This is a genomic window from Legionella saoudiensis, from assembly GCF_001465875.1.
GTDB classification, from domain to species: Bacteria; Pseudomonadota; Gammaproteobacteria; order Legionellales; family Legionellaceae; genus Legionella; species Legionella saoudiensis.
Genome location: NZ_LN901321.1, coordinates 411,125 through 434,188, shown reverse-complemented (window position 1 = coordinate 434,188; position 23,064 = coordinate 411,125). Strand labels below are relative to the sequence as shown.

Below are 23,064 nucleotides of genomic sequence, written 5' to 3'. Positions count from 1 at the left end.
TCTAATTTTTTAATGAACATCCGCAGCTTGGACCGACCATTCTACGCACTTTGCGAATAATGTCAAACACTTTTTTTAAAAAAAGTGAAAATTAATGATTCACTGTGTGTTTTTATTTCAAATAGCAATAATCGGATCCAAAATGGAGTTAAAGCTTCGCTACAGCTACCAAACGCTCCTCATATTCTGCTTGAAATAGAGGATCATCTTCATGATGTATAGTTAAGTAAGGTTCCAAAATATCAATTTGAATTTGGCATTCAACAAGACGTCTTTCTAACATAAGCATAAGCGCTTCTTTCTCAAGCGGTTCATCTCGTTGTACTGCATCTATTAATACTCGAAGTGCATGCTTTGCCGTAATCGCATATCTCAAGGCCTCCAGTTCTTGGCCACTTAACTGTGCGGCAACCCGTGCTAATCTTATTCTGGCATCAATCTCATCAACACTATGTTCTTCATCAACAGATTTTTCGTAGTATGAATACTTATAATACGTATAGGCTTGATGCAGGTTGCCAATTGATTCAAAAGTTGCTCCACTGAAAATACTATAAATGAGTTTATCGTCATCATATTCAGCTCGGTGCATATTCTCTGCATAATCGGTTACCTGCGCGAAATAATTTGCAGCATCCTCATAAGTACCCATAGTTGCATGCAGTAATGCCAAGCGCTGGTAGGCTTTATATAATAAGGGGCTCTCTAAATCTAACACTGGGGTGATTGTTTGTTGAATAAGCTCTTCTAGTTCATTAATTAAAGACCTAAGCACCTCATTATTTCGTTTCCGGAATAATGTCACTTTTGTGGGCGGATTAGTAATTAATTCGTCGATAGTAATATCACTTGCCAGCACTTTAAATAAAAAATCATTTGCCGTGTTTTCTTTAGATAATAATGCTAATAAGGAGTTTCTTAGTTCGAATTGCCTCTCTTTAGGTAATTGTTGTTCCATCAAGCGATGCTGATTGTTGGTAAATGCATTAGGATAAGGTTCACTATACCAACCATTTCTTGACTGTACTGTTAATTCTTCAGTTTCGGGATTAAATTCCACATTATAATAATAGGCATGGCCTAAGGCCTCATTGATTATAATATTAGTATTATTGATTGTACCGGGAATTCTCTCTTTTAAAACTTTTAGAATGTCTGCTTGAACAATACTCTCATTCCAATGCTGGTTATTTACTACAATAATCACATCTAATTGAGAGTCCTCATGAATACCCAAGTCTATGTCTTTATAGTGATGAGGTGCCAAATCGATGTAAGCTGGTTTTCTTAAATTAGTAAAGAAAGTATCTTCGCTACCAAATATGCCAAAATGCCCTAGGTCAATGGTTAAGGATACATTTTTTGAAGCATAGGGTTTTCGTAATGATTGTGGTGAAACGTGCAGCATAAAATAATTATTATAAGTACGATCTTTTACTATAACAGTATGGCAGTGGTGTATATTTTGCGCGCATAAGATTACGGGGCCTTCGGGTTTGAAGTCTACTCCTTGATAAGCTGGCTCTGAGGCATTAGTAATTTGCGAATTATAATGCGGTTTTAGCAAGTAATATTTTGTTTGGCCAGGCGTATATTGAATCGCCTCATCTTCTCTTACTAAAATAATTACTGGCATAGCTTACCTTTATAAATATAGTCATATTGGTAAAAATATTAGCTTAAAATGCTTAAGATACTATTAAGTTGATTTAATTGGTTAGGGAATTGTTGGCGGAGATTCCCTGGTTGCAAGCAACCAGGTTAAGATGGAATAGCTGAGGAAATCTTTTCCTCAGCTGTTAATCTTCCTTGCTTGAATAGCCGCACCCCTCTTGTGGACATAGGATTTGGCGACCGAATCGTTTACTTTCTTTCACGGTTAATATAGGCCATGAACATTTTGGGCAAGGTTGTGCGATGGGTTCATTCCATAATGCATAATCGCATTTAGGATAATTACCGCAAGAATAGAAAATTTTTCCTTTTCTTGATTTACGTTGCAATATTTTTGCTTCATGGCATTTAGGACATTCAACACCTGTATCCGCAGGTTTCTCTAAGGGCTCCATGTGCTTGCATTGTGGGTAATTGCTGCAACCAATAAAACGACCGTATTTTCCAGCTTTAATGTGTAATGCACTGGAACAAACTGGACATACACGGCCTTCAACTACTTCTGGCTCGCTTTTGTCATTTTCTTGTCCCGCAAGATCTTGGGTGTAATCGCACTCAGGATAACCGGTACAACCAATAAAGCGTCCACGCTTGCCAAGTCTAATTGATAAAGGCTTAGAACATTTAGGGCATTTTTCATCAAGAACTTCCGTAGTTACGTCTTTACGTTGTACTTGCTGGTCCGTGGTTTGGATTTGCTGCATGAATGGTTGCCAAAACTCCTCTAAAACGGGAATCCACTCTTTCTCTCCACGTGCAATCGCATCTAAAGTATCTTCTAAATGCGCAGTAAACTTATAGTCTACATAACGAGTAAAATAACCGGTTAAAAAGCGATTCACAATACGGCCCACATCAGTAGGAAAGAATCTCTTTTTATCAACAATTACATACTCTCGTTGCTGTAGTGTATGAATGATCGAAGCATAGGTAGAAGGACGACCAATGTCATACTCTTCAAGTGCCTTTACTAAAGTTGCTTCTGAATATCTTGGTGGTGGCTCTGTGAAATGCTGATTTGCTTGAATCTCTTGAATGTTTACTTTTTCACCCACAGCAAGTACGGGTAGTAAAGAACCATCATTATCATCATCCTTAGAGTCATCACGCCCTTCTTCATAAACAGCAAGGAAGCCCGGGAAGGTAACTGTAGAACCATTGGCCCTAAAGATGTTGCCTTCACCACAACTAAAATCTACAGCTACTGTATCCATTAATGCATCGGCCATTTGGCAAGCGATCGTACGCTTCCAAATTAAACTGTAGAGTTTAAATTGATCTGCGGTTAAAGCCGATTGCACCATTTCTGGGCTCCGTTTAATTGAAGTAGGACGGATTGCCTCATGCGCCTCTTGGGCATTTTTCGATTTTGTTTTATAAAGTCTGGGAGTTGCTGGGCAATTATCTGTCCCATAACGCTCGCCGATGTACTGACGAATTTCATCTACCGCCTCAACAGCTAGGTTCACGGAATCAGTACGCATGTACGTGATCAGACCCACTGTACCTGTACCAATATCAATACCCTCATATAACTGTTGTGCGACCATCATTGATTTACGTGCAGTAAATCCTAATTTGCGTGCTGCCTCCTGTTGTAAGGTTGATGTGATGAATGGAGGAGATGGTTTACGTTTACGCTGTTTTTTCTCAATTTGGGTCACAACTAAAGAACCCTGCGCTTGCTTGATCAAATCTTCACGAATTTGATGCGCATTTTCTTGATTAACTACGGTGAATTGTTGCAGCTTTTCATTTTTGTAATGCGTTAGGCGTGCTTCAAAGGGAAGTTTTTCATGAAGACATTGGGCTAGTATCTTCCAATATTCCTGAGAAACAAAACGCTCAATTTCTTCTTCTCTTTCGACAATAAGCCGCAGTGCGGGACTTTGAACACGCCCAGCCGATAGACCTCTACGTACTTTTTTCCATAAGAGAGGTGATAGATTGAAACCTACTAAATAATCTAAAGCACGGCGCGCTTGTTGCGCATTGACTAAATCCATGGAAATCGCGCGTGGATTATTAATTGCATCTTCAACAGCCGCCTTAGTAATTTCATTGAAAAAAATACGATGGACTTGTTTGTCTTTCACCAAATTTTTTTCTTTCATCAACTCGAAAATATGCCAAGAAATGGCTTCCCCTTCGCGATCGGGGTCGGTTGCGAGTAATAATGAGTCTGATTTTTTTAAGGTCTTAGCAATGGTTTCAATATGACGTGCATTCTTTTCCAGTGGCACATAAGTCATGGAAAATTGATGATCAGGATTTACAGAACCTTTACGAGCAGGTAAATCACGGACATGACCGTAGGAGGCGAGCACTTCATAGTCATTACCTAGGTACTTTTGAATTGTTTTAGCTTTAGCGGGTGACTCCACGATCACCAAGTGTTTGCTCATAGTAAAGTTAACCCTTTCCTTTTCAATAGATTATTCAAATAGTAATAATATATTCAAGATTCTCAAAAAAGCCATTTGTACTACTAACTACTTTTGCACCCATAAACAATCGAGCACTATAATTCGGAATATCTTGGATATATGCCCAGCATGAAAACTGGGCAACTGTATTTGTGGTGTTATAGCTGATGATTAGAACTAATGCAATGTTAATTCTTCTTCTGTTTGATAAAGCACTAAATCAAGGAAGGTTAATTCTTCTTCATTTAAATTTGCAGATAAGACATTTCTAATAGTCCATTTAGTTTCTTCCAGAGTCACAATGCGTGAATCAGAAAACTGCAATTGGTTGATAATTGTTTCAAATGATTCGGCGTTAATAACATCCCATAATTTCATACGCATCAAAAATTGATAACTTGCTTTAGTCAACTTCATTTGTTCATCGTAAGTTAATACGCGAGTTGACGTTTGTTGCTGGGGTCGAACATGAACAACTTGCTCATCGGCAGTGCCTTCTTCATTCATTTGCTCTGCTGCTTCAGCATCAGCAGACTTTTGACTTTTTTGCAACTGCGTTAAACTTGTTTCAAATAGATTTAGCAACATTTCAAATAAGTTATCTTTCATATTCACACCTCATATAGCCTCCGGGCACTGCGCTAACAGCCCCATTTAATTCTAGTTCTGCAAGTTCGGACATCACTTGCTCAACGGTGTATCCACTACGCAAAATGATTTGATCTACAGTCGTTATTTCAAAGCCAATGAACTTTACTAGGTTTTCATTCTCACTGGCAAGAGAAAAAATAGGTTTATCAATGACACGTTGTGGCTCTATTCTAAGCTCATCAAAAACATCTTTTACTGAGGCAACCAATTTTGCACCTTGTTGCAGTAAATGATGACAACCACGAGCCAATGGATTATGTATGGATCCAGGTATTGCCAAAACATCTCTATTTTGCTCTAACGCCATGCGCGCAGTAATCAAAGAACCACTCCGGATTGCAGCCTCTATAACCAATATGCACAAGGACAAGCCACTTATTATACGATTTCTGCGCGGAAAATGTCCAGAGGTTGGCGGACTTTTTAATGGAAATTCGCTTAATATCAAGCCCTTTTGTGTAATTTGTTCTGCGAGCTTTACATGGCGACGAGGGTAAATACAGTCAATTCCAGTCCCCATTACCGCAATTGTTTGCCCTCCTGCATCTAAGCATCCTGAATGAGCTTGGGCATCAACACCTAAAGCTAAACCACTTACAATAGTCACACCCTGCGCGGCAATTTCTTTAGCAAACGCATAAGAATTATTAATCCCGGTTACGGATGGATTACGACTACCAATAATGGCCAATTGCGGTTGCAAGAAGGCAGATAATTGCCCCTTAGCATATAATACTGTAGGCGGGTCGGTTATTTCTTTTAATAAGGCTGGATAATCAGGGGAATCCCAGGTTAATAAATGATGGTCCTCCGCAGCATTAAGCCAATGTAAATCAGCCTGAATCTGCTCCATATCAAAATCGGCTATTTTTTTAGCTAATAACGGCGGCAAATGAGCTTGCTCAAGCTCTGCAGCAGAGAGTTGAAACATTTTATGCAAGTCTGGCCATCGCTTATACAATTTAGCTACAGTACGCGGACCTACTTTATCCATACGGTTTAAAGCAAGAAAATAGGGTAAGTTATTCATTGAAGTCAGTCCTTTGTACATTGTTGGATCTTGCAGCATTACGCTAGATCAAGGATAATATCACAAATTTTACACAGAGAAACAGTTTAACAATGGCTATTCACAAAATACGTTACTTACCGGATCCATGTTTAAGAGAGGTTTCAAAACCCGTGGAAACCTTTGATGAGAAATTACAAACGCTCATCGAAGACATGTTTGATACTATGTACGATGCACGTGGAGTAGGACTCGCTGCAGTACAAATTGGTATCGGACTACGCTTGTCTGTGATTGATGTGGAAGGCGATAAAAAAAACCAAATCGTTATCATCAATCCCGAGATTATTGCTAGTAAAGGTGAGAAAAAATTTGATGAGGGATGCCTATCTGTTCCTGGTGCTTATGATACAGTAATTCGTGCTGAAAAAGTTACGGTAAGCGCCCTAGACCGCCATGGCAATCCTTTTGAAATTGAGGCCGATGGATTACTTGCAGAATGCTTGCAGCACGAAATTGATCACATGAATGGTAAATTATTCATTGATCTCTTGTCTCCGCTGAAAAAAGCGATGGCTCGAAAAAAATTAGATAAATTTAAACGCCATCATACACGTAAGTCATGAGTAATTTAAAAATTGTTTTCGCTGGGACCCCAGCTTTCGGCTTGCCTTGTCTTGACGCATTAGCGCAATCAACACATGAGATTCAAGCAATTTATACTCAACCAGACCGTCCTGCAGGTCGTGGCCGTAAATTGCAGGCATCTGCAGTAAAAGAATGGGCTTTAGCGCGAGATATACCTGTTTATCAACCGCTTAACTTTAAAAACCCGGAGGCCATTACCGAATTAGCAGCCTTAAAACCTGATGTATTGGTCGTTATTGCCTATGGATTAATTTTGCCGAAAGCGGTACTCGATATTCCACGATTAGGTTGTGTAAATGTGCATGCATCATTACTTCCCTACTGGCGTGGAGCGTCGCCAATCCAACATGCTATTTTGCATGGCGACTCCGAGTCAGGAGTGACAATTATGCAAATGGACGTAGGAATGGATACAGGGGATATGTTGCATAAAGTAAGTTGCCCCATTACCAATACGGATACCGCAGCAACTCTGCATGATAAGTTAGCGGCGATTTCTGCACAGCCTCTGCTCAAAGCTTTAGAGGAATTAGCTAATAATACGGCCAAACCGCAAATGCAGGATAATTCTTTAGCTACCTATGCAGGAAAAATTAACAAAGAAGATGCGTTAATTAATTGGCAGCGCGATGCGAAAGAAATTGATTGTCAAATTCGTGCCTTTAACCCCTGGCCTATTGCCTATACTTTTTTGAATGACGAAGTCTTACGTATCCATCAGGCACATGTTGTGGACATGGACTCAAGCCAAGCTCCAGGTACCGTAGTACATCTTGATAAAAAGGGCATGCTTGTAGCTACCGCCCATAAAGGATTGCTGGTGGAGAAAATACAACTTCCTGGTGGAAAAGTAATTACGGTTGCTGATTGCTTAAATTCTTCTAAATCACCGCTATACGTCGGTTTAGTCTTCTCCTCTGAGCCTTAAACTCAGAGGATCTAATTTATCTAAAGTCTGTGATCCTAATTCATGAATAAAAACGAACGCCTGCATGCTTTAAAAATTTTAACTGCGCTTTTACTGGATAAGTCTTCTTTATCACAACTTATGCCCTCTGCAGCAGAAGTATCGCCCATGACTAAAGAAATCTGCTTTGGTTTCTGCCGTCATTATTACCGTCTACAAGCTATAGCAAACTGCTTAGTAGCCAAAAAACCAAAAGAGATCGAGGTTTGGATTGCCCTACTAATGGGTCTTTATCAACTGCATTATATGAATCAGCCCGATTATGCAGTGGTTAAAGAAACTGTCGCCTTATTAGAAAAAATAAAGAAGCCTTGGGCCAAAGGTTTAGTCAATGCCGTATTGCGCAATTTCTGCCGCCAACAGCAGGAACTTCTGGAAAGACTAAAACAAGATCCCTTATTCGTTTATGGCCAGCCTCAATGGCTTTTAAAACGACTCAAAGCCGATTGGCCTAACCATTGGCAAGCAATTGCGCAAGCCAATGACGCGCATCCACCCATGACCTTAAGAGTTAATGTGCAAAAAAACTCTCGTGAAGAATATCTGTCTGTCTTAAATAAAGCAGGTATTGAAGCTCAGGCTCATTCTGTAGCGCCAGAAGGTATTACTCTTAATATTCCTTGTGATGTCCGCCATCTTCCAGGCTTTGCCGAAGGTTGTATCTCCGTACAAGACGGTGCAGCCCAACTGGCTACCTCCTTACTTTCATTACAACCAGGATTGCGTGTACTCGATGCCTGCTGCGCCCCCGGAGGAAAAACCTGCCATATTTTAGAAACTGAGCCCCACTTAGCAGCTTGTGTGGCTTTGGATGTTGATGCAAAGCGATTAGAGCGGGTAAAAGATAACTTAAGCCGTCTTAAATTAGATGCAACCTTGCTGCAAGGCGATGCCTCCACACCAGAGTCTTGGTGGGATGGTCAATTGTTTGATCGTATTTTACTAGATGCGCCCTGTTCTGCCACTGGTGTAATACGCCGTCACTCAGACATTAAGCTTTTACGGACTCCGGAAGAAATTACAGCAGTCAGTAAAACCCAACAGAACCTGCTGCATGCATTATGGCCTTTGCTCAATAAAGGAGGTTTACTCGTTTATGCGACCTGTTCCATAATGACTATAGAAAATGAACAGCAAGTTGCTAACTTCATTGCCATAACGCCTGACTGCAAAGCAATACGAAGTGATTGGAGCTGGGGCCACCCCACCGGTAATGGGCAACAAATATTGCCTGGAGAACAGGGGATGGATGGATTCTTTTATACTGTTTTGCTAAAACAATAGATAGAGAGATACATTTTTAAGGATAAAAAATGATAATCGATTGGCCCTTAGTTGTAGTTTTATTTTGTCTTTCAATTCCAGGCGTACTGATTGCAATTAAACGCCTGATTTATTTTTTACTACCCGAAAATTCGGAGGAACTAAAAAAACGTATTGGGCGTTTTGCTATTGTACAAACCTTAATTCTTGTTTTTATTTTATGCCTTGCTGGGGCTATCCTTTCTCAAAATACAGGCTTACGGGCGACGCATCTTGAGGATATGTTACATGGTAAGACTGGCATAAGCACTCTCTTTCCTATTCTCTTACCTGCTATTGGTTATGCGCTTTTAAGCCTCGTTGTTTTTTTGTGCCTTTACCACCTATTAGCTAAACGCTTTATTGATGAAAAAAGCCTGCAAATAATGCGTAATTTGCGCATAGCGCTTGGTCTTGATGGGTGTATTCTTTATGGTGGTGTAGTTGAAGAAATTATAGGTCGTTGGGGAATAATGAATTTAGCGACTTTTTTCGCTATTATCTTTATGCAACATACTACTAATTTAATTATTTGGATCTCAATTTTGGTAAGTAGCTTAATTTTTTCCGCCGGACAAATTCCAGCCTATCTAGCTGCAGGGTGCAGTTCAAGTCGTAGTTTTATCTATTCCTATACGCTACTTAGTATGTCCCAATCAATTATATTTGGTTATGTATTTTGGCAATATGGATTAGTATGTTCCATTATATCACATATGCTCTTTCATTTAGGCTGGGCATTTTATGCCTCAATAATTACCAAAGAAGTCAAAAATAAGTCTTAATTCGTAAAAAAATGTAAAGCTCTCTGGACTTAACTTTGCCTTAATTTGAATCACCTATTCTAGCCTTATATTATTTTTTGGATAGGTATGGTTATGGCAAATAAGTACGTTTCAAGTGGTGATTTTGCTGCATTGGTTAGCCAATTACAGCAATCACCTGAAGACCCTTACTTGAAGCAAAAGGTAGTGAAATACTTGCCATATATGCAAGAATTAGCTAAAAAAAATCCTTTGGCTCTTTATCACTTAGCTCATGTTTTTCCTGAAAAATCCGCTCAGCATAAAAATATGATCATTAAGTCTGCAGAGTTAGGATGTACTAATGCCATGCTTGCTGCGTGTAAATTTTTAGTTGAGTCTAAAAGACCGGAAGATCAGCAGAAAGCAAAACTTTTTCTGGCGAAAATTGAGCAATCAGAAGATAGCTTTATTATGAAACATGGTCAAGAATTAGCAGCAAAGCACCCTCATTTAGCTACAGCAGTACAACCTGCAATAGTTAGCAATGCAGCAACTGCTAATCATAGATTTTTTACTAAGGCAGAGAGTAAGACCCAAGATGTTGTGCTGGAGAAGCAAAACAGTTATCAAATGGGATAGATGTAAGTTTTTCTTATTCGGTGTAACTTGATATGGCGCTTACATTAGAGAGGGTTTTCGTCTAAGTAAGAGCCATGATGCTTGCAATTGGGCTACACCTATTAGGTTAATAAGAAACGAAAGTTCCTTTGTATTTCATTTAAATCGAATTGATTTAGATATAATGAAAAACTCATCCACGCACTTAATGCAGCTAAATCTCTAAATGGTGAGGGTAAATAGACCGGACTTGTCAAAATGTCCCGCTCCATTAATTCGCGCAATAAAGGCAAATCATCTAAAACCAGTTTGCCGGTAAACAACAATGGGATTGAGTCTACATGTTTCTGGCTGATTGCAAAACGAATGTAGTTATAAATGAGAATAAAACCCTTCGCATAAGATAAATCTTTAGTAAAAGGGCCACCTGTGGGCGTACTGCCACGAAAAATTCGTACCGTTTGATTGTAGCTATCCTCTGGAGATAAACCACAGTCCAGAAAATAGCGATAGATATCCAAGAAATTCGCCCCCTGAGTTACTTTATCCAGCGCAATAACTCGATTCGTGATTTTTAGCATCCGCCCAGGATATGACGAGAAGGTAACAATTTCAGTGATCACCGCAAGTCCTTCCTGAATGACGCTACTCGAAGGTGAACCCTTAGATAAGAAAAAGCAATTGGGCTGCATTGAACCATTTAGCGTAGTACCAACATGCACCCAACCCTCATGAACTTCTAAATAACGCAAATCACGCTCACTAAACATTGCTTGCTGGCTTAGTTTAATGCTATCCGCACCAGCAGAAGCATCAGCAACCATGTCATCGCTGACCATTACGGTTACCCGGCCTGGGTGTTTATCAAAAAAAGCACCTAGCCGAGCTTGCAAAATTTCCTGGGCTTGTTGCGGAGTATAGTGCTTAACATCTGCCTCAGATTGCAATTGCACGCTCAAATCAGTTAATACATCAAAAAGCAGTGTGCCCATTTGAGACATGCGCGGACCGCCGGCATAAAACACATCATTAGGACTGCCATAAAGCTCCATCGCCAGCTCGCTGAAGGCAGGGGTTCCGCGTGCAAAAAGCATTTGAGATGCCCGACTGTATTCTTCACATTGACGCCGGATTAAACGGGTCACGGTAGAATACTGCCCTAATTGATTTTGAGCATCTCGTAAAATTAAACGAAATTCTTCTTGCTTATCATGAACATTGAAAGGCAGTGGTTTCTTTTCATAATACTCTTTATCCACTGCTGGAAGTCGTTGTCCTTTATGTTTAAAAAATTCCTTTTTAATCCCTTCATCCCATTTAATACTATCAAGAATCCGGATCTTACGTTGCGCATCCACAATGCGTTTGGATAACTCTTGTATTATGAGTAATTCATCTGACTCAGATGTCATGATAGCCCCTTATTACCTCGGTGGTGCGATACTGACTCGTGCATCCTGATTTTGTGGAGGTAAATTATAAAAATCACTAATATTTTCTTTTGTTAATGGGGGTGGTACTTCTAAATGCACACCATTCCTGCTTTTTAAGTATAGACTCTCTCCGTTACTTGAATAACGGCTGGAACAGGCGGTAAGTACCAACATACTACAAACAATAAAACTCAACTTTTTCACAACATTCCCCAATTAAATCAATTCTAAACGCTTCATTACCTGCTCCAATGCACCATGATGCTCTGCAGATAATGGGGTTAGAGGTAATCTCAGCTCATTAGCAATTAAGCCCATTTTATACATAGCCCATTTAACAGGAATAGGATTTGTTTCAATAAACAATAAGTCATTCAAAGGCATAAGTTGTTCATGCAAACGTAAACTAACTGCATGATCACCATCTAAGGCGCTATCGCACATTTTTGCCATTAACTTAGCTGCCACGTTAGCGGTTACTGAAATATTACCTTTAGCCCCTGCTAACATCCATGAGGCTGCAGTAGGATCATCTCCACTATAAACATCGATTCGACCTTCAGAAAGGCGCAGAATTTGTTGTAAGCGGGTCATTTGGCCGGTTGCATCTTTAATCCCTATAATATTAGAGATTTTCGCCAGCCGTGCTACGGTTTCTGGTAATAAATCACATGCAGTGCGACCTGGTACATTATAAAGGATAATCGGCATAGCAACCGATTGGGCAATACTGCAATAATGTTGGTATAAACCTTCTTGGGTAGGTTTTATATAGGAAGGAGTCATAATCAACGCAGCATGTGCACCGCACTCCATTGCTTCTTGAGTCAACTTAATGCAATCACGCGTTGCATTCATCGCGGTACCCGCAATGACAGGAATGCGCTCTTTAGCTTGCTCTATAACAGTTTTGATTACTAAAATTTTTTCCTCATGCGATAAAGTCCCTGCCTCGCCCGTGGAGCCTGCAGCAACAATACCGTGAGTACCCATTTCAATATGAAACTCCACCAATTCACGTAATCGAGGTATATCAACTTGATCATCTCGCATTGGTGTAACTAAAGCCACTATACTTCCTTTGAACATAGCGTCCTCTTCTTCTTATTATTATTCTAATTATCTAATACTACTGGAAAACCTAGGTCGGAGTAAAATCCCAACGCGAAAACTGCTAATTATAAATTAACAATGAATTTTAATTTCACACACAGCTCTATTTTTGTACTATTATTCATAGTGAAGAAATATCGTAATGGTTTTATTCCATAAGTTAAAAACTACTTTAGGAAAATACCTAAATAAGAAAAGGGAGTCTACTATGAAAAAAATCATCTCATCATTATGTGTAATCAGCCTGGCTACATTGATGTTGGGGGGTTGTACCAATACTGAAGTAGGTACCGGTGTTGGTGGGGCTGCTGGTGCAGGTTTAGGCTATGCCGTAACTGGCGGTAGTGCCGTTGGGACCGTGATTGGGGCTGGAGCTGGTGCTTTAGTCGGAAACGCTATTGGCCGTGATCAAGACAGACGAGCCTATTACTATAATCGTCATTATTATCGTCATGGTTATTATTACTAATTCATTAAATTACAGCCACTACAAGCCTGGACCCTAAGTCCAGGTTTGCTTTGTTCCAGAAAAAAAATATAAGGAAGTACAGCAATATCAAATTTCCATTGCTATACTCTAAAAAGATTAATTTTTTGATTGTTCTCAATAATTTTTAGGATTAACCAGAAAACACTACAAGGATTGTAATCATGCGCTTAAAAAATAAGGTTGCAATAATCACAGGTGCTGCCAGTGGTATAGGTAAGGAAATTGCGTTAGTTTATGCTAAAGAAGGAGCTAAAGTTGCTATTGCTGATCTCAACTTAGATCAAGCTAACCTTGCCGCAGAAGAAATCAAATCTCATGGTGGACAGGCCATGGCCGTTGCCATGAACGTCACTAATGAAGAAGAAGTGAATCAAGGGGTTGATGCCGTAGTGGAACACTTCGGCAGCGTTGATATTCTAGTGAGTAACGCTGGAATTCAAATTATTAACTCAATTGATCAACTCCCCTACTCCGATTGGAAAAAATTATTATCCATTCATTTAGATGGCGCTTTTTTGACAACTCGTGCCGCACTCAGACACATGTATGCTGCAGGTAATGGTGGCAGCATCATTTATATGGGCTCGGTGCATTCCAAAGAAGCCTCCGTTCTTAAAGCTCCCTATGTTACAGCAAAACATGGCTTAATCGGTTTATGTGAAGTAGTTGCTAAAGAAGGGGCAGCTCATAAGGTAAGAGCCAACGTAATTTGCCCTGGATTCGTGCGTACTCCTTTAGTTGAAAAACAAATTCCTGAACAAGCTAAAGAATTAGGAATTAGTGAGGAAGATGTTGTTAAAAAGGTTATGTTAAAGGATACGGTAGATGGCGAATTCACTACCACTGAGGATGTGGCGCAAACGGCATTATTCTTCGCTGCGTTTGACACAAATGCTCTGACTGGCCAATCCTTAGTTGTTAGTCATGGTTGGTTCATGCAATAACATTAGGAATAGATGTGTTCCTATACAACTATTTTAAGTGAGGCCGAAAATGAAAGAGTCTGAAGTTAAAGAAAAAGCATTTGCCATGCCACTTACAAGCTCAGCATATCCACGTGGTCCCTATCGCTTTATTAATAGAGAGTTTTTGACAGTTACCTATGAAACAGATATGGATTTACTTCGTGAAATAGTTCCTGAGCCTTTAGAAGTAGTGGAACCTTTGGTGCAATTTGAATTTATCCGTATGCCTGATTCAACAGGCTTTGGTGATTATACTGAATCAGGGCAAGTAATTCCGGTTCGTTATAAGGGAAAAATGGGTAGTTATACTCATGCCATGTATTTGGATGATCTTGCGCCCATCGCTGCGGGACGTGAGATTTGGGGTTACCCGAAAAAACTAGCCCAACCCAAATTAGAAGTAGTAAATGATACCTTCTTAGGAACACTTGATTATGGTCCTTGTCGGATTGCTACAGCAACCATGGGGTATAAATATGAACCTCTGGATCTTAAGAAAGTGGCCGAAGCGATTAACACCCCCATTTATTTGTTAAAAATAATTCCTCATGTAAATGGTGGCACGCAAATTTGCGAATTGGTCGAAATTATGCTGACCGATGTTAATTTAAAAGGCGCATGGCAGGGCCCTGCACAATTAGAATTAGCGCACCATGCACTAGCACCGGTAGCAAGCCTTCCTGTGCGTCGCATTGTAAAAGCAGTACATTTATTAACTGATTTAACCTTGCCTTATGGACGCGTGGTGCATGATTACCTCGCTCAATAAGCAAAAATAAAAATGATAAAGCCAAACTTAGGTTAAGGCTGTTGGTGTGGAGATAGAATAAACATGTTAATTTTATTAGGTTATGTTGTGGTCTTAGTTTGTGTTTTTGGTGGGTTTGCCTTAGGCGGTGGTCATTTGGCCGCCGTATTTCAACCGATAGAATTAATGATCATTGGCGGAGCTGCTTTAGGTGCCCTTATTGTAGGTAATAGTATGAGTGTTCTCAAAGCTCTAGGTAAGGCGCTGCCTAAAGTATTTCGTAGTGAAAAAACATCTAAAGCGACCTACATTAGTTTATTAGGGTTATTGTATAATCTTTTAAATAAGGCGCGTCAGCAAGGAATGATGTCTGTTGAATCAGATATTGAGGAACCAGAAAGCAGCCCTATTTTCACCAATTACCCAGCATTAATGAATGAGCATCACATTATTGAATTTATTTGTGACTACTTTCGCTTAATCATTACTTCGAACTTGCAACCATTTCAATTAGAAGCTCTAATGGATATGGAAATTGAATCACACCATGCCGAAGAGCTAATCCCCGCCAATACCATTACTAAAATAGCCGATGCAATGCCTGCTTTTGGTATCGTGGCGGCTGTTCTTGGGGTGGTGCATACTATGGAATCAATTAACCTTCCTCCGGCTGAATTGGGCGTACTAATTGCACATGCACTTGTAGGAACCTTCTTGGGTATTTTATTAGGTTATGGATTTATTGGGCCTATAGCTACTGCTATGGAACAAAGAGCAAACCAAACTCAGCTTATGTTGCAATCAATTAAAGCGACGATTTTAGCAAGTTTGCATAACAATCCACCACTAATTGCTGTTGAATTTGGCCGTAAAGTTCTATTTTCAGCCCAACGCCCCTCCTTCTCGCAATTAAGTGATGAAATAAAGAATGTAAAACAAACTGATTCAGCAGCAAGTGCAGCAACAAGCTAGAGAAAAATTATGAGTGAAGCGAATAACAGTAATAGCAAGGGTAAAAAGGCTCCTAATCCGATTATTATTAAGAAAGTAAAAAAGCATGGGCATGGCCATCATGGAGGCTCCTGGAAAATTGCCTATGCTGATTTTGTCACAGCAATGATGGCATTTTTCTTGTTGATGTGGCTAATTGCCTCATTAAACAAGGCTCAAAAAGATGGTATTTCTGAATACTTTAAACAACCATTACGCGTATCCTTTTTTGGTGGTGAAAACGTTGGTAACCAACAAGTTCGCATTAAAGGTGGAGGACCAAAAGTTGAAGACACTAATGGTTCGGTTTCTACTACCGACAAAGCTGCCGCTAAACTGGCAAAGCAGGAACAAAGTACTCAAGTAATTCAATCCTCACAAAATGAAACACAAAAATTAGAGGAGCTAAAGTCGCAAATCAACCTGAGCATTCAAAATGATCCATCGCTTAGTGGTTTAAAAGACCGCATGCTCATGGAGATCGTACATGATGGTTTACGCATTCAATTGATTGACGATCAAAAACATCCTATGTTCGATGTGGGATCCGAAAAATTAAATCCTGAATTTGAACCTATTTTCTTAAAAATTTCCAAGTTACTCAATGGAGTTCCTAACAAAGTAACCATCCAAGGATATACTGATTCTCATCCTTATCATAATCCTGATGAGTTGGAATATACGAACTGGGAATTATCAACCCAAAGAGCGAATGCTGCACGACGTGCTTTGGTTAAATCGGGTATGGATGAAAACAAAGTAATGTCTGTTTCAGGTTTTTCATCAACAGTTCCTCTCAATAAAAAAGACCCATTAAATGCAGTGAACCGTCGTATTAGTATTATTGTGATGAAACATGGGGTTGCTGAACAAATTATTAAAAATAAATAGTAGCTGGAGAGGCACGAAGCCTTGAGTTGTTTCGCTTTAAGAAACAAATTTTCGACAAAAAAAACCCGCCATTAAGGCGGGTTTTTTGGGTCTGGGGTAGACAGCTTACATCATGCCGCCCATGCCTCCCATACCGCCCATTCCACCCATGCCGCTCATATCAGCAGGCTCGTCTTTCTTAGGTAGATCAGCAACCATACACTCAGTCGTTAACATTAAGCTTGCTACAGAAGCAGCATTTTGTAATGCCATACGAGTTACTTTAGTTGGATCAAGAATACCCATGTCAACCATGTCACCGTACTCGCCAGTAGCCGCGTTGAAACCATAGTTCTCTTTGTTTTCAGATACTTTGTTTACAACAACAGAAGCTTCATAACCAGCGTTAGTAGCGATTTGACGTAGTGGAGACTCGATTGCGCGACGCAGGATGTTGATACCCATAGTTTGGTCGTCGTTATCACCTTTCAATGCATCTAAAGCTTTCTGAGCACGGATTAAAGCAACACCACCACCAGCTACAATACCTTCTTCAACTGCAGCACGAGTAGCATGTAAAGCATCTTCTACACGAGCTTTCTTCTCTTTCATTTCAACTTCAGTAGCAGCACCTACTTTAATTACCGCAACACCGCCAGATAATTTAGCAACACGCTCTTGTAATTTTTCACGATCGTAATCAGAAGAAGTTTCTTCGATTTGCGCGCGAATTTGAGAAATGCGTGCTTTAATTTCAGCAGCTTTACCTTCACCATCAATAATCGTGCAGTTTTCTTTAGTTACTACAACGCGTTTTGCAGTACCTAAGTCTTCTAAAGAAGCAGCTTCTAAGCTCTTACCAATTTCTTCAGAAATAACTTGGCCATGAGTTAAGATTGCGATGTCTTGTAACATTGCTTTGCGGCGATCACCGAAACCAGGAGCCTTAACAGCGCATACTTTAACAATACCGCGCATGTTGTTAACTACTAGAGTTGCTAATGCTTCACCTTCAACATCTTCGGCAATAATCAATAAAGGACGGCCAGATTTTGCCACACCTTCCAATACAGATAACATATCACGAATGCTAGAGATTTTCTTGTCAACTAACAGGATGAATGGGTGCTCTAATTCGCAGCTCATGTTTTGTTGGTTGTTGATGAAGTATGGAGAAATGTATCCGCGATCAAATTGCATACCTTCAACAACTGATAATTCATTCTCTAAGCCATTACCGTCTTCAACAGTAATAACACCTTCTTTACCTACTTTTTCCATAGCGCTGGCAATAATTGAACCAATTGCCTCATCAGAGTTAGCAGAAATAGTACCAACTTGAGCAATTGCTTTATTGTCTTTACATGGCTTAGACATAGCTTGTAATTGCTTAGTCACTGCTTGAACCGCTTTATCAATACCGCGTTTCAGATCCATTGGATTCATGCCTGCAGCAACTGCTTTGTTTCCTTCAACAAGGATAGAACGAGCAAGTACAGTAGCAGTAGTAGTACCGTCACCAGCAGTGTCAGAAGTTTTAGAAGCAACTTCTTTAACCATTTGCGCGCCCATGTTCATGAAGCGGTGTTCAAATTCAATTTCTTTAGCAACAGATACACCGTCTTTAGTTACAGTAGGTGCACCATAAGATTTTTCTAATACAACGTTACGACCACGTGGACCCATTGTCACTTGAACTGCATCAGCTAATGCATTAACACCAGCAAGCATTTGTAAACGCGCGTCGTCTCCAAAACGTAATTCTTTAGCCATTCTTTTTATCTCCTAATGAATCAATTCAATTACTTCTCGATTACACCCATGATGTCGTCTTCGCGCATCACTACATACTCGATACCATCCAATTTAACTTCAGTACCAGAATATTTTCCGAATAATACGATGTCACCAACTTTTACAGCTAATGCACGTACGTCACCGTTATCTAAGGCTTTTCCAGCGCCAACAGCAATGATTTCGCCACGCATTGGTTTCTCAGTAGCGCTATCTGGAATCACAATACCACCCGCTGTGGTACGTTCTTCTTCCATACGACGAACTACTACGCGATCGTGTAAAGGACGAATTTTCATAACATATATCTCCTGAATTTAATTAAACAGTAATGTTGCTGAATGGCATATGGGGACAGTGAGTATACTTTCAAGGGGCAAAGTAAAAAAAATTTAAAATGTTTTTCACGAATTAGCATTTTTCGCTATTATTTTCATCAATGTCTCTTTTATAATCCACAGCTAAATAATTTTTAGCCACAGAGTGAAGAAGTTAAATGTTTGATTTTACGGGAAGTTATACCGACCTTTACCAATTAACTATGGCTGAAGTTTATTTTTTGCAAGGACAGCACAAACAACAAGCTATTTTTGATTATTTTTTTCGTAAATTGCCTTTTGGCTCCGGTTATGCCATTTTTGCAGGTTTAGCGGATCTATTAAAAATATTAGAAAACCTGCGCTTTGATGCCGCAGATCTTGAGTTTTTGGCACAAAACGGTGCACACCCTGAATTTCTGAACTATCTGAAACATTTTCAATTTAGCGGAACCGTTTATGCGGTTGCCGAAGGAGACCTCGTATTTCCAACCGCGCCAATTATCACCGTCGAAGCAAATATTATCGAGGCTCAGCTAATCGAAACCATTCTGCTAAATATATTAAATTTTCAAACGCTTATTGCTACTAAGGCAAGTCGCATAAGACAGGTTGCAGGCGATAGTACGTTAATTGATTTTGGCTTACGTAGAGCTCAAGGACCTGGTGGTTACTATGCTAGCCGCGCAGCCATTATTGGTGGTTTTGATGCCACCAGCAATGTGCGTGCAGGCCGTGATTATCAAATCCCTGTATCAGGCACTATGGCGCATTCCTTTATTCAAAGTTACGACAGTGAGCTTGCGGCCTTTCGTGCTTTTGTCGAAATCTGGCCGGATAACTCTACCCTGCTTGTTGATACCTACAATACCTTAGAAAGCGGTATTCCTAATGCTATTCTCGTAGGCAAGGAAATGGAGCAACGAGGGCAGCGCTTGCAAGCGATACGCTTAGACAGCGGCGATTTAAACAACTTAGCCCATAAAGCGCGACATATGTTAAATGAAGCAGGTATGTCTTATGTTAAAATTGTTGCCTCTGATCAATTAAACGAGCACAGTATCAAAGCGCTACGCGCGCAGAAAGCACCGATTGATGGGTTTGGGGTTGGTTCCAATTTAATTGTAGGGATGCCCGATGCCGCTTTAGATGGGGTATATAAATTAGCGGTTGCCAATCAAAGACCACGGATTAAACTTTCAGAAAATGCAGCAAAAATAACTATTCCCTATAAAAAGCAGGTTTATCGAGTTATGACTGAGAAACATCTTTTTTTAGGCGCCGATGTCATTGCTTTAGCTGAAGAACAACAAGTAGATACCCTCTATTCTCCTTTTGGTCAGACTGTCCTGGAATCACTTCAAAGCTACTCGAAAGAACCTTTACTTCATAAAGTGATGGCTCAAGGTAAGATAGTAATACCATCAAAATCTTTACAACAAATTAAAGAGTACTCTAGCCTACGGTTATCGCAATTACCTGATGAATACAAGTGTATTGAGCATCCAAAAACTTATCAAATAGGCCTAAGTAATGAGTTGAAAGCCAAACGCGATCAACTGATTCAAGAATATGAGCACTAAGATAATGAATGCATTAATTATTATTGATATTCAAAATGATTTCATGCCTGGAGGCGCCTTGGCAGTACCTCAAGCAGATGGAATTGTTCCCGTAATTAATCAAGTAATGAATCATTTTGACTTAATTGTGGCCACTCAAGATTGGCATCCGCAAAACCATAAAAGTTTTGCCTCCAATCACTCTGATAAAAAAGCTTTTGAACGAATTCAACTCAATGGCCTTGAGCAAACTCTTTGGCCTGATCATTGCGTGCAAGGAAGTCGAGGCGCTGAATTTTTCCCACAATTGGAAACAAAAGGGATTGCTGCCATTTTTCGTAAAGGAATGAATCCGAAAATAGACAGTTATAGTGGCTTTTATGAGAATGATCATAAAAATAGTACGGGTTTAGCCGCGTACCTACGTGCTAAAGGCGCATCTGACCTTTATTTTTGTGGTTTATGTGCGGATGTTTGTGTTTATTATAGTGTTAAAGATGCGCTGCGCGAGGGGTTTAAAACTTATCTAATTGAGGATGCAACTCAGCCACTAAATAAGGAGGCGTTTAAACGAATTCGCAGGGAGTTAGGACAAATGGGTGTAGGATTAATTACAAGTGCTGAGCTTGCCGCAACCCCATGATCTTATTATTTTGAATGCCTATTTATGTGAACGACTGTGCATTCGTCTAATATTACCAAATGCAATTATCTATATTGCTTATGGGAAACCTGGTTGCAAGCCGTCAGTATGAAGCTATATAATTAAGAATCTAGGTTTTTATAATGTTCTTTGATTGATTCAACATTTTTCGCAATCGCAAACGCTTAGGGAAATAATACGCATCGTCGCTATAAATCGTATTTAAGAGTTACGTTTTATCTTGATTCGAACTACAATGAAGTAAATTGCATTGCTGTTATCAAGGTTTCAAATGAAAAAATGGTTGCTCTTTTTTGTATGCTGTTTTACTACCATTATTGGATATACAACCCCTCCTGCCCCACCTCAAGTATTTCAGGTTCATGTGGAATTAGTTGATCCCAACACCTTTGCAGTTAATTTCCAGATCAAACAGAAGCATTTTTTGTATTCTAGTAGCATTAAATTTGTGCCTGCGCAAAATGATATCATGCAATTGGGCGACTTGCGTCTTCCTCCCACTCAAGAAAAAACAGATAAGCGCGGGCATAAGTACACTATTTACCGAGATAAAGTTTCCATTCCCGTCTCCATTTTAGGTAATAAACCTGGAAAAACATCCTTACAATTAAGCTATCAAGGATGTTCTGATGATGGCTTTTGTTATCCCCCCGAAGAGCAAAAAATCCAGCTCATTATTAACGATAAGCTGGAGTTGGACGAAGTAAGCCTTGTCCATACAGAAAATACGCAGGCAACAAATACCGTTCAACCTAAAGGCGAATTGAGTAAAATCTTCCAAAACAATAACTGGGCTATGATCCTACTCACATTTTATGGCCTGGGATTATTATTATCATTTACCCCCTGCATTTTACCTATGGTTCCTGTTTTATCAGGAATTATCATTGGTCATGGTAAAGAAATTACGACGCGAAAGGCATTCTTTCTTTCTCTAAGTTATGTATTGAGCATGTCAATTACCTATGCCATTGTAGGCGCGGTTGTCGCTCTATTAGGCTCTAACCTGCAAATTAGCATGCAATCACCGTGGTCTATCGGCTTTTTAAGCTTAATTTTTGTTTTACTTGCCTTATCCATGTTTGGATTTTACGAGTTTAAATTACCGCATTCCTGGCAGGCCAAAATAGGTAGCACCAGTCGAAGCCAGCGCGGGGGGCATTATCTGGGGGCAGCAGTCATGGGCTGCTTGTCTACCTTAATCTTATCTCCCTGCGTTACTGCCCCTTTAATCGGTGTATTAACTTATATTGCCCAAACTAAAAATGTTCTTCTAGGCTGCCTCACATTATTTGTTTTAGGATTGGGTATGGGGACACCTCTACTACTAATTGGTACTTCTGCCGGGAAGTGGCTCCCTGAAACAGGAAGCTGGATGAACACAATAAAGTCGTTTTTTGGCGTTTTGTTTATTGCTGTGGCCATTATGCTCATCTCCCGTATTGCTCCAGCGGTATTAAGTATGGCTTTATGGGCGAGTTTACTCATTTTTTCAGGTATTTATTGTGGGGCGTTAACTCATTCATCAAATAACCAAGAAAAATTCAGCCAAAGTGTAGGAATTATTTTACTGGTTTATGGCATCCTCATTTTAATTGGCGCCAGCATGGGGGCAACGAATCCGCTGCAACCATTAACTGTGTCTCAAGCAGCCAGTGCCGCCGCGCCAACGAAGATGGCTCATGAAACGCTTACATTAAAACAAATAAAGCAGAAAATTACAGCAGCTCGAGGTAAGCCTGTGATGTTGGATTTTTATGCGGATTGGTGTACTGCATGCAAGGTTATGGATGCAACGACTTTTAAAGATCCCCAAGTACAAACCGCATTAGAACAGTTTGTGGTTCTTAAAGTGGACGTAACCGCGAATAATGCTAATGATAAAACTATCTTGAATTATTTTAATGTAGTCGCGCCACCGACTTTTGTATTTTTTGATACTAAAGGTAGACAACATGATGAGTTACTGGTGGTCGGCGAAGTATCAGCAGATGAGTTTTTAACGAAACTCAATCAAGTGGTTCAAGGGGTGGAATAACTACTATTAGATTAAGATAGCCTGGTTGTAAGCCAACCA

Annotated in this window: 22 protein-coding genes; 13 read left to right on the top strand and 9 right to left on the bottom strand. The window is 39.9% G+C overall.

The genetic code is table 11. The features are described 5' to 3' along the window. Nucleotides 1-148: 148 nt before the first annotated feature. The 4 genes from BN3124_RS04385 to dprA all read right to left on the bottom strand — a co-directional run bounded on the left by BN3124_RS04385 (nucleotide 149) and on the right by dprA (nucleotide 5,781). A complete protein-coding gene (locus tag BN3124_RS04385) occupies nucleotides 149-1,636 on the bottom strand; it encodes a hypothetical protein (RefSeq protein WP_058533647.1) in 1,488 nt (495 codons plus the stop codon). A gap of 163 nt (nucleotides 1,637-1,799) precedes the next feature. Beyond that, the gene (gene topA, locus BN3124_RS04380) at nucleotides 1,800-4,079 is read right to left on the bottom strand and encodes a type I DNA topoisomerase (RefSeq protein WP_058533646.1); all 2,280 of its coding nucleotides are present in this window, start codon (nucleotides 4,077-4,079) and stop codon (nucleotides 1,800-1,802) included. A gap of 198 nt (nucleotides 4,080-4,277) precedes the next feature. After that, complete coding sequence (locus BN3124_RS04375) at nucleotides 4,278-4,709, bottom strand: DUF494 family protein (RefSeq protein ID WP_058533645.1); 432 nt, start codon at nucleotides 4,707-4,709, stop codon at nucleotides 4,278-4,280. Further along, on the bottom strand, nucleotides 4,699-5,781 hold the full coding sequence (dprA, locus tag BN3124_RS04370; RefSeq protein WP_058533644.1) for a DNA-processing protein DprA: 1,083 nt from the start codon (nucleotides 5,779-5,781) through the stop codon (nucleotides 4,699-4,701). The genes BN3124_RS04375 and dprA overlap by 11 nt, the downstream gene beginning before the upstream one ends. 92 nt (nucleotides 5,782-5,873) lie before the next feature. Here dprA and def point away from each other — a divergent pair, with 92 nt between their 5' ends. From def to BN3124_RS04345, 5 genes are all read left to right on the top strand, one after another. Next, nucleotides 5,874-6,386: a peptide deformylase gene (def, locus tag BN3124_RS04365; RefSeq protein ID WP_058533643.1), complete on the top strand. Its 513-nt coding sequence runs from the start codon at nucleotides 5,874-5,876 to the stop codon at nucleotides 6,384-6,386. Beyond that, nucleotides 6,383-7,336: a methionyl-tRNA formyltransferase gene (gene fmt / locus BN3124_RS04360; protein WP_058533642.1), complete on the top strand. Its 954-nt coding sequence runs from the start codon at nucleotides 6,383-6,385 to the stop codon at nucleotides 7,334-7,336. Before def ends, fmt begins: the two co-directional genes overlap by 4 nt. Before the next feature lie 42 nt (nucleotides 7,337-7,378). Beyond that, nucleotides 7,379-8,659: a 16S rRNA (cytosine(967)-C(5))-methyltransferase RsmB gene (gene rsmB / locus BN3124_RS04355; RefSeq protein WP_058533641.1), complete on the top strand. Its 1,281-nt coding sequence runs from the start codon at nucleotides 7,379-7,381 to the stop codon at nucleotides 8,657-8,659. A 29-nt stretch (nucleotides 8,660-8,688) separates the two neighbouring features. Further along, a complete protein-coding gene (locus BN3124_RS04350) occupies nucleotides 8,689-9,462 on the top strand; it encodes a CPBP family intramembrane metalloprotease (RefSeq protein ID WP_058533640.1) in 774 nt (257 codons plus the stop codon). Nucleotides 9,463-9,555: 93 nt separating this feature from the next. Continuing rightward, nucleotides 9,556-10,062 carry a hypothetical protein gene (locus tag BN3124_RS04345; protein WP_149865198.1) on the top strand — a complete coding sequence of 169 codons (507 nt, stop codon included), beginning with the start codon at nucleotides 9,556-9,558 and terminating at the stop codon, nucleotides 10,060-10,062. Nucleotides 10,063-10,163: 101 nt separating this feature from the next. Here BN3124_RS04345 and BN3124_RS04340 read toward each other — a convergent pair whose 3' ends face one another. From BN3124_RS04340 to dapA, 3 genes are read right to left on the bottom strand one after another with little or no spacing between them, the layout of a single operon-like run. Next, nucleotides 10,164-11,456 (bottom strand): flavohemoglobin expression-modulating QEGLA motif protein, encoded by a 1,293-nt coding sequence (locus tag BN3124_RS04340; protein ID WP_149865197.1) that lies wholly within the window; start codon nucleotides 11,454-11,456, stop codon nucleotides 10,164-10,166. Nucleotides 11,457-11,465: 9 nt separating this feature from the next. Continuing rightward, nucleotides 11,466-11,678 carry a hypothetical protein gene (locus tag BN3124_RS16740; RefSeq protein WP_078061476.1) on the bottom strand — a complete coding sequence of 71 codons (213 nt, stop codon included), beginning with the start codon at nucleotides 11,676-11,678 and terminating at the stop codon, nucleotides 11,466-11,468. Nucleotides 11,679-11,690: 12 nt separating this feature from the next. Next, nucleotides 11,691-12,563, bottom strand: coding sequence for a 4-hydroxy-tetrahydrodipicolinate synthase (gene dapA / locus BN3124_RS04335; RefSeq protein ID WP_058533637.1), 873 nt, complete (start codon nucleotides 12,561-12,563; stop codon nucleotides 11,691-11,693). A 232-nt stretch (nucleotides 12,564-12,795) separates the two neighbouring features. Here dapA and BN3124_RS04330 point away from each other — a divergent pair, with 232 nt between their 5' ends. The 5 genes from BN3124_RS04330 (at nucleotide 12,796) to motB (ending at nucleotide 16,671) form a co-directional block, all read left to right on the top strand. Beyond that, complete coding sequence (locus tag BN3124_RS04330; RefSeq protein WP_058533636.1) at nucleotides 12,796-13,056, top strand: glycine zipper domain-containing protein; 261 nt, start codon at nucleotides 12,796-12,798, stop codon at nucleotides 13,054-13,056. A gap of 182 nt (nucleotides 13,057-13,238) precedes the next feature. Further along, a complete protein-coding gene (locus tag BN3124_RS04325) occupies nucleotides 13,239-14,021 on the top strand; it encodes a 3-hydroxybutyrate dehydrogenase (RefSeq protein ID WP_058533635.1) in 783 nt (260 codons plus the stop codon). 49 nt (nucleotides 14,022-14,070) lie between these two features. Continuing rightward, the gene (locus BN3124_RS04320; RefSeq protein WP_058533634.1) at nucleotides 14,071-14,811 is read left to right on the top strand and encodes an acetoacetate decarboxylase; all 741 of its coding nucleotides are present in this window, start codon (nucleotides 14,071-14,073) and stop codon (nucleotides 14,809-14,811) included. A 63-nt stretch (nucleotides 14,812-14,874) separates the two neighbouring features. Further along, a complete protein-coding gene (motA, locus tag BN3124_RS04315; protein WP_058533633.1) occupies nucleotides 14,875-15,762 on the top strand; it encodes a flagellar motor stator protein MotA in 888 nt (295 codons plus the stop codon). 9 nt (nucleotides 15,763-15,771) lie between these two features. Next, nucleotides 15,772-16,671: a flagellar motor protein MotB gene (motB, locus tag BN3124_RS04310; RefSeq protein ID WP_058533632.1), complete on the top strand. Its 900-nt coding sequence runs from the start codon at nucleotides 15,772-15,774 to the stop codon at nucleotides 16,669-16,671. Between the two features lie 105 nt (nucleotides 16,672-16,776). Here motB and groL read toward each other — a convergent pair whose 3' ends face one another. Both groL and groES read right to left on the bottom strand, forming a co-directional pair. Beyond that, the gene (gene groL / locus BN3124_RS04305) at nucleotides 16,777-18,423 is read right to left on the bottom strand and encodes a chaperonin GroEL (protein WP_058533631.1); all 1,647 of its coding nucleotides are present in this window, start codon (nucleotides 18,421-18,423) and stop codon (nucleotides 16,777-16,779) included. A gap of 29 nt (nucleotides 18,424-18,452) precedes the next feature. Continuing rightward, nucleotides 18,453-18,743 (bottom strand): co-chaperone GroES, encoded by a 291-nt coding sequence (gene groES, locus BN3124_RS04300; protein ID WP_058533630.1) that lies wholly within the window; start codon nucleotides 18,741-18,743, stop codon nucleotides 18,453-18,455. A 197-nt stretch (nucleotides 18,744-18,940) separates the two neighbouring features. Here groES and BN3124_RS04295 point away from each other — a divergent pair, with 197 nt between their 5' ends. From BN3124_RS04295 to dsbD, 3 genes are all read left to right on the top strand, one after another. Further along, nucleotides 18,941-20,344 (top strand): nicotinate phosphoribosyltransferase, encoded by a 1,404-nt coding sequence (locus tag BN3124_RS04295; protein ID WP_058533629.1) that lies wholly within the window; start codon nucleotides 18,941-18,943, stop codon nucleotides 20,342-20,344. 4 nt (nucleotides 20,345-20,348) lie between these two features. Further along, nucleotides 20,349-20,966, top strand: a complete 618-nt coding sequence (gene pncA / locus BN3124_RS04290) for a bifunctional nicotinamidase/pyrazinamidase (protein WP_058533628.1) — start codon at nucleotides 20,349-20,351, stop codon at nucleotides 20,964-20,966. Between the two features lie 292 nt (nucleotides 20,967-21,258). Beyond that, nucleotides 21,259-23,025: a protein-disulfide reductase DsbD gene (dsbD, locus tag BN3124_RS04285; RefSeq protein WP_058533627.1), complete on the top strand. Its 1,767-nt coding sequence runs from the start codon at nucleotides 21,259-21,261 to the stop codon at nucleotides 23,023-23,025. Nucleotides 23,026-23,064 lie beyond the last annotated feature (39 nt).